The organism is Helicobacter anatolicus (genome assembly GCF_021300615.1).
In the GTDB taxonomy this organism is placed as follows: Bacteria; Campylobacterota; Campylobacteria; order Campylobacterales; family Helicobacteraceae; genus Helicobacter_H; species Helicobacter_H anatolicus.
Genome location: NZ_JAJTMY010000002.1, coordinates 169,918 through 184,916, shown reverse-complemented (window position 1 = coordinate 184,916; position 14,999 = coordinate 169,918). Strand labels below are relative to the sequence as shown.

General features: G+C 31.5%; 10 protein-coding genes, 1 tRNA gene and 1 pseudogene. 8 read left to right on the top strand and 4 right to left on the bottom strand.

What is annotated here, in order from left to right; all coding sequences use genetic code 11:
• Positions 1-16 precede the first annotated feature (16 nt).
• From hemJ to LW133_RS03595, 3 genes are read right to left on the bottom strand one after another with little or no spacing between them, the layout of a single operon-like run.
• Positions 17-457, bottom strand: coding sequence for a protoporphyrinogen oxidase HemJ (hemJ, locus tag LW133_RS03605; RefSeq protein WP_233076549.1), 441 nt, complete (start codon positions 455-457; stop codon positions 17-19).
• Positions 458-466: 9 nt separating this feature from the next.
• On the bottom strand, positions 467-1,051 hold the full coding sequence (locus LW133_RS03600; protein WP_233076547.1) for an IMPACT family protein: 585 nt from the start codon (positions 1,049-1,051) through the stop codon (positions 467-469).
• The gene (locus tag LW133_RS03595; protein WP_233076545.1) at positions 1,048-1,614 is read right to left on the bottom strand and encodes an META domain-containing protein; all 567 of its coding nucleotides are present in this window, start codon (positions 1,612-1,614) and stop codon (positions 1,048-1,050) included. Before LW133_RS03595 ends, LW133_RS03600 begins: the two co-directional genes overlap by 4 nt.
• A 232-nt stretch (positions 1,615-1,846) precedes the next feature.
• Between LW133_RS03595 and LW133_RS03590 the strand changes: the two genes are divergently transcribed.
• The 8 genes and pseudogenes from LW133_RS03590 to LW133_RS03560 all read left to right on the top strand — a co-directional run bounded on the left by LW133_RS03590 (position 1,847) and on the right by LW133_RS03560 (position 13,729).
• A tRNA-Ser gene (locus tag LW133_RS03590) sits at positions 1,847-1,934 on the top strand.
• Positions 1,935-2,186: 252 nt separating this feature from the next.
• Positions 2,187-2,384: pseudogene (locus LW133_RS07430) on the top strand (site-specific DNA-methyltransferase); the annotation flags it as partial.
• Between the two features lie 202 nt (positions 2,385-2,586).
• Positions 2,587-4,155, top strand: a complete 1,569-nt coding sequence (locus LW133_RS03580) for a site-specific DNA-methyltransferase (protein ID WP_408610456.1) — start codon at positions 2,587-2,589, stop codon at positions 4,153-4,155.
• Positions 4,149-6,119: a site-specific DNA-methyltransferase gene (locus LW133_RS03575; protein ID WP_233076534.1), complete on the top strand. Its 1,971-nt coding sequence runs from the start codon at positions 4,149-4,151 to the stop codon at positions 6,117-6,119. Before LW133_RS03580 ends, LW133_RS03575 begins: the two co-directional genes overlap by 7 nt.
• Positions 6,119-8,665 carry a DEAD/DEAH box helicase family protein gene (locus LW133_RS03570; RefSeq protein ID WP_233076525.1) on the top strand — a complete coding sequence of 849 codons (2,547 nt, stop codon included), beginning with the start codon at positions 6,119-6,121 and terminating at the stop codon, positions 8,663-8,665. Before LW133_RS03575 ends, LW133_RS03570 begins: the two co-directional genes overlap by 1 nt.
• Positions 8,666-8,952: 287 nt before the next feature.
• Positions 8,953-9,441 (top strand): DEAD/DEAH box helicase family protein, encoded by a 489-nt coding sequence (locus LW133_RS07405; RefSeq protein ID WP_332908890.1) that lies wholly within the window; start codon positions 8,953-8,955, stop codon positions 9,439-9,441.
• A gap of 98 nt (positions 9,442-9,539) precedes the next feature.
• Positions 9,540-11,870, top strand: a complete 2,331-nt coding sequence (locus LW133_RS03565; RefSeq protein ID WP_332908889.1) for a restriction endonuclease — start codon at positions 9,540-9,542, stop codon at positions 11,868-11,870.
• Complete coding sequence (locus LW133_RS03560; protein WP_233076516.1) at positions 11,867-13,729, top strand: site-specific DNA-methyltransferase; 1,863 nt, start codon at positions 11,867-11,869, stop codon at positions 13,727-13,729. The genes LW133_RS03565 and LW133_RS03560 overlap by 4 nt, the downstream gene beginning before the upstream one ends.
• 249 nt (positions 13,730-13,978) lie before the next feature.
• On the opposite strand, the gene LW133_RS03555 is transcribed toward LW133_RS03560, so the two are convergent.
• On the bottom strand, positions 13,979-14,965 hold the full coding sequence (locus LW133_RS03555; RefSeq protein ID WP_233076514.1) for a transaldolase: 987 nt from the start codon (positions 14,963-14,965) through the stop codon (positions 13,979-13,981).
• Positions 14,966-14,999: the final 34 nt, after the last annotated feature.

Below are 14,999 nucleotides of genomic sequence, written 5' to 3'. Positions count from 1 at the left end.
TTTTTCTCCTTAAATCTCAAAAACGCAATACAACACACACAACAATCACAACAAGTAAAATTGTAGGAATCTCATTATAAAAACGAAAAAACCTACCACTTGCTACCCGTATATCACGCATAAATTTTTTAAGATAATATAGACAAGAAAAATGAAAAACTAGCAACAAAATCACAAAAAGTAATTTTATGTGAATCCACATTCCTGTTTTAAACAACTCTGGCTGTAAAAAAATCATCGTGATTCCACTCAAAATACTCATCACCATAGCAGGAGTAGCAATACCATTAAAAAGCTTACGCTCTTGTATTTTTACCACTTCTACAAAATTTTCATTTTCAAAATTTTCGCTATGATAAACAAAAAGTCGTGGAAGATAAAAAAGTGCTGCCATCCAAGAAATCACAGATAAAATATGAAAAACCTTTACATAGTTAAAAAATTGTATAATCTCCATTATTCTCCCTTATAAATTAAATTGCATTGTAGAAAATTCTTGTCTAAAAATATCAAGCCCCTTCCTCTCTCCCATCAAAACTATCACGACTCCATCTGCTTCAAAAGTTTTTTTCTCCATTCGCAAAGCTAATTTTTTTGCCAAATACTCTACTTTACCTAACAAAGCATATTGACAACAAATTTCACAGCTCTCCTCTAACAAAAACTCATCTAACAATAAAGATTTTTCCGCTTCTTTAATACAATCTACCACACTTTGAGTATAAGCACGCACAAGTCCTCCCACACCAAGCAAAGTCCCTCCAAAATACCGCACAACAATCGCAGCACAATCTACTAAATCTCTACCACGCAATACATTTAAAACTGGCATTCCTGAACTCCCCTTTGGTTCTCCATCATCGCTAAATCGCTCAATAACTTTCCCATCTTCATAAATACGATACGCATACACAAAATGCACTGCCTTTGGATGTTTATCTTTTAATTTTTGCATTTTGGTTACAAAATTTGTATAGGGCAATAAAAATCCCAAGAATATAGATTTTTTAATTTCATTAGAAGAACAAACTTCTTGCACTATTTTTTTCATTTACTCTTTAAATAAATCATCACATCTTGATTTCTCAAAATCATAGCATTTTTACCTTTTTTTTCTACAAAAAATACACCCTTTAAAAGTCGTGAAAAGCGTATTTCAAAATTCATCACCACAAAAGGCGTGCAAAGCTTTCTTGTAACATTTACTCCATAAATCTCTATATTATCCGCATCTCTCCAGGTATAATCTGCAGAATAATGATTACACCCTGCAATGCCATAAATCTTATTTTGTGTAGGATCAAAACTCCAGGTAGAAATATTGTCATTTTGTGCTAACTCCTGCAATTCACCAACACCAATTGGCGTTTGTCCTTCATAAGGAGCAAAACTTTCATCATCAAATTTTTCACCCTTTAAACTAGATTTTTTTTCTTGCTGCTCCTCTTTTGTATCCAACACATTAAGATCTTTATTTTCAGAATCTTTTGTATTAAGCATTTCTAAAGCTTTATTTTTCATTCCCCGCAAGCCTTTATATTCCTTATTTTCAACTACAATTTTTTCCAACTCCCACTCATTGCGATCAAAATTGCCTTGAAAAATATTTAACAAAGAGCATCCACTAAAAATCACAACAAATACAGCAAAAAAGGGTAAAAACCTTGACACCAAAAAACTCCGATTATAAAAATTAGGCGATATAAATAAGGTTTGTATTTTAACAAAAACTTGATAAAAAAAAACTTAACAAAACCAAACTTTACGACTTTTTTACTCATTACAAAATCGCAAACTTCCTATAAAAATTGCATTTTTTTGCTATAATTTCGCACCCACTTTTTTTGGGGAGATGTCCGAGTGGTTGAAGGAGCACGCCTGGAACGCGTGTAAGGTGCAAGCCTTCGAGGGTTCGAATCCCTCTCTCTCCGCCATAGTTTTTCTTCATAATTTATAAATCATACATAAAAAATCACAAAACTTACTAAAATAGCTAAATAAAGGATATTTAGGTTATAATAAAAATTGCTTTTTTAATAAAATAAACCTAAATCATACCTAAAAAATATAAAAAAATACATTGACTGGGGACGGATTGGGGATAGGAAAAGCTTCAAAAATACCTAAACAAAAAGTATTAAAAAACAATCCTTAGCAAAATGAGGATGAGTTAAAAGGAAAAAATAATGCTAAAAGATTATTTATTACAAGATTTAAAAAATCGTTTTGAAACTTTGGGAATGGTGAGAAATTTAGCTCAAAAATATGATGAAGTTTTACTCAAATATCTTTTGGAAGAAAGTAAATATCAAGAGGAATTTAAAAGTCGTTTTTTTATGCAAACTTCTTTAAGCTTAATTTTTAAACTCAATGATTTTTTAAACTTTTTAGATCTTAAGAGTTTAGGGGGAAGCTATACAGGTTATGTAAGCAAAATCGGATTATCTACTAAAACAAAAGGTTTTTTAAAATCTAGCAATGAAGTGGTTTTAAATTTTGCTTTTAAAGATGGAGTAATCAAAGGAAGTCAAAGCAAAGATGAGCAAAAATCACAAGAAATATTTTTTCATGAGATTCTAGCAAAAGATGAAATCGATGTGCTTTTTTCAAAAAAGGCTTTGCAAAATTTTGAATTTATCCAAAAAAGTGATGGGGGGGGGGGAGCAACACAATAGCCTTTTATTAGATACTAATCCCCTATTAGATTCTGTAGAATCTAACTTAATTGCAAAATCTACTAACAATAAGCAAAGTTTAGAATCTAACTTAAGCTTAGCACTTACTAACTCACCCAACCTCCTTATAAAAGGAAATAATCTCCTAGCCTTACATTCTCTAAAAAGTAAATACGCCAAACAAGTTAAACTTATTTATATTGATCCACCCTATAACACTGGCAATGATAGCTTTAATTACAATGATAGATTCAATCATTCTACTTGGCTTACCTTTATGAAAAATCGCCTTGAAGTAGCCAAAGAATTTTTAAAAGATGATGGAGTGATATTTGTACAATGTGATGATAATGAACAAGCTTACCTTAAGGTGTTGATGGATGAAATTTTTGGGAGGGAGAATTTTGTGGGAGATTTTATACGAAAAACAAAATCGACAACAAATGATGCTAAAACGGGCATTAATATTCAGCATGAAAACTGTTTGTGTTTTGCAAAAGATAAATCAAAAATTTGCTTATTAGGTGGTCAAAAAGATTTAAGTAAATATAAAAATCCAGATAACGATCCAAATGGCGCTTGGATCAGCGATAATCCAAGTGCAAAAAGTGGCAATATAGAGACAGGTTATTTCGCAGTAGAAAATCCCTATACAGGAAAAATTGACTATCCGCCAGATGGGAGATTTTGGATTTTTTCAAAAAATACAATGCAAAAACATATTGATGAGGGGCGAATTTGCTTTAAAAAAGAGCATAGAGAAGATGAAAGAGGATTTATTTATAAAAGATATTTAAAGGATTTAAAAACAACATTAAAAACTTTTGATACTTTAGAATTTGCAAACAATGAATATATGAATCAAGTAGCTACAAAAGAAGCTATTCCATTAGGATTTGTAGAGAATTTTAAATATCCTAAACCAGAATCTCTATTAAAAAGAATTATAGAAGTAAGCACAAACTCTAACGACCTCATTATGGATTTTTTTGCAGGTAGCGGGACTACATTAGCAGTGGCTCATAAGATGCATAGAAGATATATAGGGATTGAACAAATGGACTATATAGAATCTATTACCAAAGAAAGACTTAAAAAAGTAATAGATGGAGAGCAAGGAGGAATCTCTAAAGCAGTGAAATGGAGCGGTGGAGGAAGCTTTATCTATGCAGAGCTAATGCCTTTAAATGCCCTCTATAAAGAAAAAATAGAAAACTCAAAAGATGAAAAAGAGCTAGAAAAAATCTATCAAGATTTAGAATCTAAAGCATTTTTAGATTATCGAGTGGATTTAGAAGATGTAATTAAAGATAAAGATTTTAAAGATCTAGATTTAGAGAATAAAAAAGAAGTCTTAAAGCTTATTTTAGATTCTAATATGGACTATCTCCCTTATGAAGAGATCAAAGATATGACTTACCAAGTCTCTCAAGAAGTGATCGCTTTGAATGAAAAATTTTATGGGGATAAGCAATGCTAAAAGATTATTTATTACAAGATTTAAAAAATCGTTTTGAAACTTTGGGAATGGTGAGAAATTTAGCTCAAAAATATGATGAAGTTTTACTCAAATATCTTTTGGAAGAAAGTAAATATCAAGAGGAATTTAAAAGTCGTTTTTTTATGCAAACTTCTTTAAGCTTAATTTTTAAACTCAATGATTTTTTAAACTTTTTAGATCTTAAGAGTTTAGGGGGAAGCTATACAGGTTATGTAAGCAAAATCGGATTATCTACTAAAACAAAAGGTTTTTTAAAATCTAGCAATGAAGTGGTTTTAAATTTTGCTTTTAAAGATGGAGTAATCAAAGGAAGTCAAAGCAAAGATGAGCAAAAATCACAAGAAATATTTTTTCATGAGATTCTAGCAAAAGATGAAATCGATGTGCTTTTTTCAAAAAAGGCTTTGCAAAATTTTCAAGCCTTTGGTGAGCAAGATCTTCAAACTCAACTCTCCTCTTCCCCTAATCTCCTCATCAAGGGAAATAATCTCCTAGCCTTACATTCTCTAAAAAGTAAATACGCCAAACAAGTTAAACTTATTTATATTGATCCACCCTATAACACTGGCAATGATAGCTTTAATTACAATGATAGATTCAATCATTCTACTTGGCTTACCTTTATGAAAAATCGCCTTGAAGTAGCCAAAGAATTTTTAAAAGATGATGGAGTGATATTTGTACAATGTGATGATAATGAACAAGCTTACCTTAAAGTGCTAATGGATGAGATATATGGGAGGGAGAATTTTGTGAATTGTATAGCTGTTAAAAGAGGTACAAAAAGTCTAAATTCACAATTTGAAAAAATTAAAACTTTAAATGTTGGATTTGAATATATTTTAGTATATAAAAAAAGCTCTGAGTTTTATTACACAAATCCTTATGTTAAAGAAGCCAATGAAAAACAAAAATCAGGGTTGTGGGCTGGATTGTATTCTAATGCAAACAGACCAACAATGAGATATGAAATAGATGGTATAAATATCACAAGGGGACAGTGGAAATGGAGTAAAAGTAGAGGATTAAAAGCTCTACAAAATTACAAGGACTTTGAACAATCAGACTTTCATGATTTGAAGTCATATTATGAATATCATAAAAATCGAGGCAATGATTTAGAATTTGTAAGAAGAAATCAAAATAACACTATAGAATATTGGGTAAAACCAAGAGAAAAACTAATTATTGATACTAATTTTATGGATTTACATACCAGCGGGAATAGTGAAATCAAAGCCCTTTTCTTAGATCAACAGCGTGCTGGGGGTTTGGGGGATAAAAAGGGGGATAAGGGGGACGCTTCGCAAGTAGAGCTCCTTGTCCCCCTTGATAAAGAAAAAGATAATTTACAAGAAAATCAAAAAATAGAGCTTTTTGCTACCCCCAAACCCGAAGCCCTACTTCAAAGAATAATCGAAATATCTACCAATGAAAACGACCTTATTATGGATTTTTTTGCAGGGAGTGGGACTACATTAGCCGTTGCTCATAAGATGCATAGGAGATATATAGGCATTGAACAAATGGACTATATAGAATCTATTACCAAAGAAAGACTTAAAAAAGTAATAGATGGAGAGCAAGGAGGAATCTCTAAAGCAGTGAAATGGAATGGTGGAGGAAGCTTTGTGTATGCAGAGCTAATGCCTTTAAATGCCCTCTATAAAGAAAAAATAAAAAACTCAAAAGATGAAAAAGAGCTAGAAAAAATCTATCAAGATTTAGAATCTAAAGCATTTTTAGATTATCGAGTGGATTTAGAAGATGTAATTAAAGATAAAGATTTTAAAGAATTGGATTTAGAGAATAAAAAAGAAGTCTTAAAGCTTATTTTAGATTCTAATATGGACTATCTCCCTTATGAAGATATTGAAGATAATAGCTATGAGATTGATACAGAGGTAATAGAGTTAAATAGAATATTTTATGAGGATAAGTAATGAGTGATAAAAAATTATATGAAAAGCTTACAGAAGAATTTGGAAAAAGAGGATTGAAGGATCTTAAGATCCCTGCGTATATTAAAGAAAATCTAAGTAAAGAACTTAGAATTTATCAAGAAGAGGCACTTAAATATTATCTTGCAAACTTTGAAAGTATTAAAGAAAGACATTTGATGTTTAATATGGCCACAGGGAGTGGAAAAACTCTTATGATGGCAGCATTAATTCTTGATTGCTACAAAAGAGGTTATAGGGATTTTATTTTCTTTGTGGATAAAACAACTATCGTAGAAAAAACAAAAGCAAATTTTGCAGACAAAACTTCAAGTAAATATCTTTTTAAAAATCCGATTGTTGTTAATTCTTCTCATGTAGAGATTAATGTAATCCATAATCTTTTTGAAAGCAAAGAAGGATGCATCAATCTTTATTTTACTACGATCCAATCTCTTTTTTCGCTTTTAAAATATGAAAGAGAAAATGCTTTGAGTTTTGAAGATTTTAAGGATAGAAAATTAGTTTTTTTAGCAGATGAGGCACATCATTTAAATGCCGACACAAAAAAACAAAATAAAGAAGAACAAGAGAAAAAAGAAGGATGGGAAGCCATTACCAAAAGAGCTTTTGAAAGCCATAAAGAAAATTTAATGTTTGAATTTAGTGCAACAATCCCAAGAGATGACAATGTTTTAAAGAAGTATAGAGATAAAATCATCTATGAATATAATTTAGCAAAATTTTGCAAAGATGGATATTCTAAGCGTATTTTTGTGATGAAATATGAAAATAAAAGCCTGCAAGATCGCTTCTTAGGTGGGATTCTTTTAAGTCTTTATAGAGAGCTTCTTGCCCAAAAATATCAAATCGCTTTGAAACCTGTAATTCTTTTTAAAAGCGAAGCTATCAAAACTTCAGAGGCAAATCAAGAGGTTTTTTTAGAATTTTTAGACAATCTTGATATACGCATGATTGATAATTTTTACAAAAGCACTGATTCAAGGGAGAGTGAGCTTTTTGCAAAAAGTTTAGAGTTTTTTCAAAAAGAGTTTAAAGAAGCATATTTAGAAAATATTGTCAATTATCTTAAAAATAATTTCAAACAAACCTACATTCTTAATACAAATGATGAAAAAGAACTTGAAAAAAATCAAATTCTTTTAAATTCTTTGGAAGATTCTCATAATCAAGTGAGAGTAATTTTTACTGTGGATAAACTAAATGAAGGCTGGGATGTGCTCAATCTTTTTGATATCGTAAGACTTGGAAATAAAACAAGCGGAGCCGTTACAACAAAAGAAGCTCAACTCATAGGAAGAGGAGCAAGATACTATCCTTTCAAAACTAACGAGTTTGCTCCAGATTTAACCTATAAAAGAAAATTTGACAATGATTTAGATAATGAATTAAGTATGTTAGAGAGGTTAAGCTATCACACGCTAAATGAAGTAGAATTTATCAAAAATCTTAATAAAAGCATGAGGGATCAAGGACTTTCATTTGAAAACAAAAAAAGATGCATTAATCTTACCCCAAACAAAAAACTAGAACATATTATCAAAGACAATAAAATTTATTATGCAAAAAATAAACGAATTAAAAAGCAGGATTTGAAACATTTTGAGATCACAAAAGAGGAAATGAAGCAAAAAATCAAAAGAAATATTCCATTATTTGCTAAAGGAATCAAAGAAAGTGAAGAACAATTTAAAGAGATAAAAGAAGAACGCAACTTTCAAGAGCTTGCAAAACTAAATCGCATTCCTACAAAATTTTTTCTTAAGGCAATGAATATGCTTGGATTAGGCTTTAAAGAAATTAATGAAAATTTTAATGTTAAAAGTAAAAATGAGTTTATAGAGAATTATTTAAAAAATATTGATTTTTCATTTTCAAAAAAACAAGTTTTTAACACAGAAAATAATTTAGAAATTGCAAAATTTATTCTAGAGAATTTTAAAAAGATAAAAGAAGAAATCAAGCAAGAATACGAAGTGACAGAATTTAAAGCCTATAGGCTAAATTTAGGGGAACGAGTAATTTTTAAGTCAGAAGAAAAAGATGTCACTAATTTAAATTTAGATTCAGATAATTTTGAGTGGCTTTATTATCATAACTTAAGTCATGATAGTGGTTTAGAAAAAGAGTTTTTGAATTTTATTGAAGGAAATAAAGAGAAAATTAATGCAGTTTTTTCGCAATGGTTTATTGTGAGAAACGATGGATTCGAAGAATTTAAACTCTTTGATAATCGCGAAGGCTCAACTTATGGACAAGGTTTTGAACCTGATTTTATTTTCTTTGGAAAAAAGAAAAATGAAAATGATAAGTTTTTAAGCATTGAATGTTTTTTTGAGGCAAAAGGTGGGCATTTAACCACACAAGATGCTTGGAAAGAAGAATTTTTGCAAACTATCCAAAATAAAAAAATGCAAGCTGAAGATAAAAAACTCACTCTTTACTCTCTACCATTTTTTATAGAAAAAAAAGTTGGAAAAAATCAAAAATTTATTGATGCCTTTAATGATTTTTTTAGAGAAAAATAAAAAATATTTTAAATTATCAAAGATCTAAGGCTTAGCAGAAAAACTCTAAGCCTAAAGAAAACTAAAATTAATCATTTTGACTTAAAACAATATAAAAAACTCCATCAATAAAATTTAAGTTTAGATATAATTTGAGCAAGTTTATATAATAAAAACCCAAAAAATCTCGAATTTTAATCTATAAAAACATCAATCACGAGAAAAAATATAAAGTGTTTTATTGTGTAAAAAGAGAAAAAATGAGATAGAATTTTCAATCCCATTAAATCATAAAACTAAGGTATTTGATGATTTTTGAAACACAAAAGTATCAACAAGATTGTATTAATAACATCATTACACTTCTAAAAAATTTTGACTTTAGTACCCATGATGCTGAAAGTTTGCGGGAGTGTTTTAAGGCTTTTTATACGCAAAACCCTCAACCTATGCAAAATCTAAGCAATAGAAAAAATATTGATATTTTGATGGAAACAGGGACGGGCAAAACTTTTACCTATCTCAATACGATTTTTGAACTCCACAAACATTATTTTCAAAATAAATTTATTATTTTTGTCCCGCGTAAGGCTATTGCTGAATCTGTTAAGCAAAATATCAATCTTACAAAAGAGTATTTTTATACTCAATATTCCAAGCATCTTAAAGCCTATTATTATAATAATGAAAAATCCTTGAGCCAAATTATCAATGGCTACATTAAAAATGAAAATGAACTCTCTGTATTGATTCTTACAAATAGTTCTGTCGATAAAGGGGGGGGGATAATAAACTAAATCTTTTACGACGCCAAAATGAAAAAGTTTTTAACAACAACACAATATTAGATAATATCATCAATCTTAAACCCATTTGCTTTATTGATGAGCCTCATTTGCTTAAAGGTGAGGAGTTTGATAAGGTATTTCAAAGTTTTCAAACGCTTTATTTTCGCTTTGGTGCTACATTCCCCACAGAAGAACCCCACAATCTAAGCAATCTTATTTATTGTCTTGATAGTATTAGTGCTTTTAGAGAATACCTTGTTAAGCAAATCAATGTCCATACTCTCTATGAAAATACACTCACCCCTAAACTTATCTCAAGCCACCCTAAAGAAAAATACGCTACCTTTTCTTATATGCTTGAAAATATCACTCATAAAGCAAGTGTATCTTTTGGGGATGATATTGGAGAGAAATTACGTTATCCACAATGGAAGGGCAAAGAAATTCTTAGAGGTAAAGCAAATTCTATCATTCTAAGCAATAGTGAAGAAGTCCATAAACTCTCTACTTCTTATGAGCTAGATGATTCTCAAATCTCAAATCTCATTGCCAAAGCCATAGATTTGCATTTTGAAAAAGAAGAAAAACTTTTTAAAAAAGGAATAAAAGCGCTTTGTTTATTCTTTATTCCTCACATTGATGATTTTAGAGGAGAAAACCCAAAAATTAAAACTACCTTTGAAAAACTTTATATTCAAAAACGAAACCAAATTCTTGCAAAGTCCAACCTCTCAGAAGAATACAAATCCTATCTAGCCAAAGATTTTAATGATAAAAATGAACTTTGTGTCGCAGAGGGATATTTTAGTGGGGATAAGGGAACAAAAGATGATAAAGAAGCTGAAGGAGTAAAACTTATTCTAGAAGAAAAAGAAAAGCTTCTCTCTATCAAAATCCCTCTAAAATTTATTTTTAGCGTTTGGGCTTTGCAAGAAGGGTGGGATAATCCCAATATTTTTACTCTTGTTAAACTTGCAAGCTCTACCACTTCTACAAGCCGTCATCAGCAAATCGGAAGAGGGTTAAGACTTGCAGTCAATCAAGAGGGAAAAAGAATCACACATCACTATTGCAATGAAAATGACAATCTCTTCTATGATATCAATGCTCTTGATGTGCTTATTAGTGGAGAAGAGGGATTGTTCATCGAAGAGCTACAAAAGGAGATTGAGGACACAAGTTTTACCTTCAATGGGCAAACAATCCAACTGGAAGCATTAGAAAAAATCATCAAAAATAAATTCAAAGCAATGCAATTTATTATTAAACTTAAGGAGATGGGAGCTGTAGATAGTGATGAGTGTAGTGATAAAATTGCTTGCACCAAGCCCATTTTTCCAATACTCCAAGAAAATGAAAATGTGTTTTTGCAAATCTTTGACAAAGAAACTTTTGATGCCATCTTCAATTTCTTTAAGCCCTCTTCTAATAAACACAAGCAAACCAATGATGCCAATAGAAAAAAACTCACAGCAGGGATACGAAAAGAACTTGCAAAAGAGTTTTCTACTCTATGGAAAAGTATCAATCAAAAAGCACAAATCATCTACAAAGATATTCAAACTAAAGAGCTTGTGGATAATATCAGTAAGACTTTTAATTCCCTCTCTATTCTTGAAGAAACTACCACCCTTATTTCCAAGACTTATAATTCCCAAACTAGTAAAATCAAAAATACTAAAGAAGAAGTGCTATCTACCAAGCTTTACACAGATAAGTCATTATTAATGAATAACTTCATTGAGTTTGCAAAGAGCGAAAAACTCCCTCTTAACTTTTTGCTTCAAGTCTATCAAGCTCTCGATAAAAACAAATTCTTTACAAACCCTAAGCAATCTTTCCAAGAACTCAAAACCATTATTAAAGATGAAATCCACTCCAGCATTATTCAAAGTATCTCTTATGATTTTATTCAAACTCAAGTTAGCAGTGAAGATTTGCTCTATGATTTACAAGGCAATCCAAAAGGGAATATTCTTTGTGAAAAACTAGGGCGATATATTAACAAAGAGCATAAACCTCCAGAAAATTATCTCTATGAAAATGTTGTTTATGATAGTCAAATTGAGCTTACAGCCATCACACAAGATCCTAAACAGATCAATAACCTCACAATCCAAGTCTATGCCAAACTCCCCAAATTCTCTATCCCTACACCTTACAAAAACTATGAGCCAGACTTTGCCTATCTTATTAATACTCAAGATAATCAAAAAATCTTCCTTGTTTGTGAAACAAAAGGCTATGAGAGTGAGAGGGATATCCCACCCACAGAACAAAAGAAGATTGATTATGCTAAGAAGTTTTTTGAAAAATTGCAAGAGTATTTGAACAAAAAAGAGAATAAGAATGTGAAGATCTACTTCAAAACACGCATCAATAAACAAAATCTTACAAATTTACTTCAAAACATCACCACTCAAGGAGAGAATAAATGATAGATAAGCAAAAAGCACAACAAAATGGACTAAATATCATCGATAGCACGAAAGAAAATAATCCTCTAAAATCCATACTAGAAAAACACTTCCCTAACACTCTAAGTGAGGGGCAAGTCAATCTCAAAGCTCTTGCTATGCTTTTAGGACTTGATTCTCACTCCAACACTCAAGGCTATGAGCTCACTTTCACAGGCAAAGGCTTAGCCAATACTCTCTACACCACACCAGTAGAATATGAGCTAAAAGAAGAAGTAGAGATAGGAAAAGAAAGAGAATTGACAGAGAATTCAGTCATCATCGGTGATAATCTTGATGTGCTAAAAATCCTCAAGTCTGCCTATTATGAAAAGATTAAAATGATCTATATTGACCCGCCCTATAACACCAAGAGCGAAAATTTCATCTATCCTGATGATTTTAGAAAAGACTACAAGAAAATCTTGCGTGAAGTGGGATTACTTGAGATTGATGAAGAGGGTAATGAAATAGAGAGTAAAACACTTCAAACTTTTAGAAATATCACGGGTTCAAGAAGTCATAGTGGATGGCTTAGCTTTATGCTCCCACGCCTTAAACTTTCTAGAGATTTGCTCCGTGAGGATGGAGTGATTTTTATCTCTATTGATGATAACGAACAGGCTAACCTTAAGATTCTGTGTGATGAGATTTTTGGTGAGGAGAATTTTGTAGGAGATTTTATACGGAAGACAAAAAGCACGACAAATGACGCAAAAATAGGCATTAATTATCAGCACGAATTTTTGCTCTGTTATGCAAAAAATAAAGAATCAGCTAACCTACTTGGAGGACAAAAAGATTTAAGTAAATATAAAAATCCAGATAATGATCCAAATGGCACTTGGATCAGTACTGATCCAAGTGCAAAAAGTGGCAATATAGAGACAGGTTATTTCGCAGTAGAAAATCCCTATACAGGAAAAATTGACTATCCACCTAAGGGAATGTTTTGGCGTTTTTCAAAAAATACAATACAAAAACATATTGATGAGGGGCGAATTTGCTTTAAAAAAGAGCATAGAGAAGATGAAAGAGGATTTATTTATAAAAGATATTTAAAAGATTTAAAGACTAATCTTAAAACCTTTGATTCACTTGTTTTTACAAATAATCTTTTTATGAATCAAAGAGCTACAAAAGATTTGATTAAGCTTAATATGGTTGAATATTTTTCTTATCCAAAAGGTGTGGAATTTATCAAAACAATTCTCAATCACTCAACAAACAAGGATTCTGATCTCATTCTTGACTTCTTTGCAGGAAGCGGAACAACTGCACAAGCAGTAATGGAGCTTAATGCAGAAGATGGAGGGAATCGCAAATTTATCCTAGTGCAACTCCCTGAAGAGATCAAAGAAGATAAAAATAAAATAGCCTATGATTTTGTTAGAAATGAGTTAGGTAGAAGCAAGCCAAAGATTAGCGACATTACGATTGAGAGGGTAAATCGTGCAGGAGAGAAGCTAAGGGGTGAAAGTGGTGAGGAATTTAGTGTAGATATAGGCTATCGTGTGTATTCTCTAAGAGAAAAAGCAAGACTAAGTGATGAGGGAAGTATCATCCCTCATAGTGCCAATATCACTCCTTCTGATATTGCTAGGAATCTTGCACTCTTTGCAGGAAAGCCTTTACATATCCCACTAGAAGAGCTTGTCAAAGATAAGCTATTTTCCTGTGAAGATATCCTCTGTGTGGTAGAAATTGATAAAGAAGCAGAATTAAAGATTTTAGAAGATAAAAACAAAGCCATTTTTATCGATGGCTATGGTACTTATACTTTGGAATCCTTCCTCAATCTCAATATCCCCAATAATGAGCGTGTAAATGTGGTTTATTAAAAGATACCAAAGTAATCCCGCTTCTATTCTCAAATCTCAAATATTCTTACACACAAAAAACTACAAATTTTTACACAAATATACAAAAATCCCTACCCCTCTAATCCATTCAACAAGCTATCTTAAAAGATTCTAAATCACTTAATCCCCCTCTTTTTTCCATACCCCTTTTTTACAAAGCACCATAAAAACTTCAAGCCCTTATTTTTACCTAAATCCTACTTTTTTAAGTCCTTTTTCCCTAGATTCTCACAGACTTTTTAGCATCATCTCAAAAGCCACTTCAAAAGCATTCAACCCCTCACTTAATAACTTTTTAGTCAAATCTTCATATACCATGCCTTTTTGCGCCAATTCTTCCTTGATTTTTGCAAGATTTTCTCTAAAATCTCTAGCAGGTAGTCTTATATCACCTACACCATCATTACGCCCATGTTCCAAATAAGCCTTAATACTCTCAAGCGGCGCTGTATTTATGCTGTGTGGATGCATCAACTCCTTGATATAATAATCCTTTGGCATAGCCTCCCCCTTCACCCCAGTAGAAGCAAAAAGTGTCCGCGTATAGCCACCACCATTATTTTCTACATATTCATAACATTCCTGTGCATTCAAGATTCCAAGCCTTGCTTGCATTTCTTCCCCCAGCATAGAATCCACAGCACGATCAAATCGCGATACAAACACACTAATCACTCCTCGCACATCATCTCTACCCCCTTTTTTTCGCCCTCTAGCAAATGCCTCAAAACACTCTTTAGTTTGATTTTTATCAAAAATCAGTGTTGCATTTACTGCGATATTATCCCCCATCAATGCTTCCATTACCTCATACCCAGCACTTGTCGCAGGGACTTTGATCATCACATTTGGCATATTAATACTTTTATATAGTCGTCTCCCCTCATCTACACTCTCCCCTACCTTATCCCCCAAAAACGGATCAATTTCCAAACTAATATATCCATTATCTTGATTTTTTTCCCATAAAACAAAAAGAGATTTTGCCGCCATCTTAATATCATGAATTGCCAAATTCTCATAAACTTCCTTAGCCTTTCTTCCTTTTAATCTTTGAATCTCTTCTTGATAAATAGGATTTTTTAACGCATTTGCAAAAATCGCTGGATTACTTGTCGCACCATTAAAAGCCCCGTTTGCCAAAAACTCTGCAAATTCTTCCTGTAAAAACCCTCTTTCAATAAAATCACACCACAAACTAAAATTCTTATCCATTATCTTCCTTTCCTAAAAATATTTAAAATCTAAG

Coding starts and splice junctions, on each gene's coding strand:
- LW133_RS03555 (WP_233076514.1), bottom strand. CDS start 14,965: ATGGATAAGAATTTTAGTTTGTGGTGTGATTTTATTGAAAGAGGGTTT.
- LW133_RS03560 (WP_233076516.1), top strand. CDS start 11,867: ATGATAGATAAGCAAAAAGCACAACAAAATGGACTAAATATCATCGAT.
- LW133_RS03570 (WP_233076525.1), top strand. CDS start 6,119: ATGAGTGATAAAAAATTATATGAAAAGCTTACAGAAGAATTTGGAAAA.
- hemJ (WP_233076549.1), bottom strand. CDS start 457: ATGGAGATTATACAATTTTTTAACTATGTAAAGGTTTTTCATATTTTA.
- LW133_RS03575 (WP_233076534.1), top strand. CDS start 4,149: ATGCTAAAAGATTATTTATTACAAGATTTAAAAAATCGTTTTGAAACT.
- LW133_RS03580 (WP_408610456.1), top strand. CDS start 2,587: ATGAAATCGATGTGCTTTTTTCAAAAAAGGCTTTGCAAAATTTTGAAT.
- LW133_RS07405 (WP_332908890.1), top strand. CDS start 8,953: ATGATTTTTGAAACACAAAAGTATCAACAAGATTGTATTAATAACATC.
- LW133_RS03600 (WP_233076547.1), bottom strand. CDS start 1,051: ATGAAAAAAATAGTGCAAGAAGTTTGTTCTTCTAATGAAATTAAAAAA.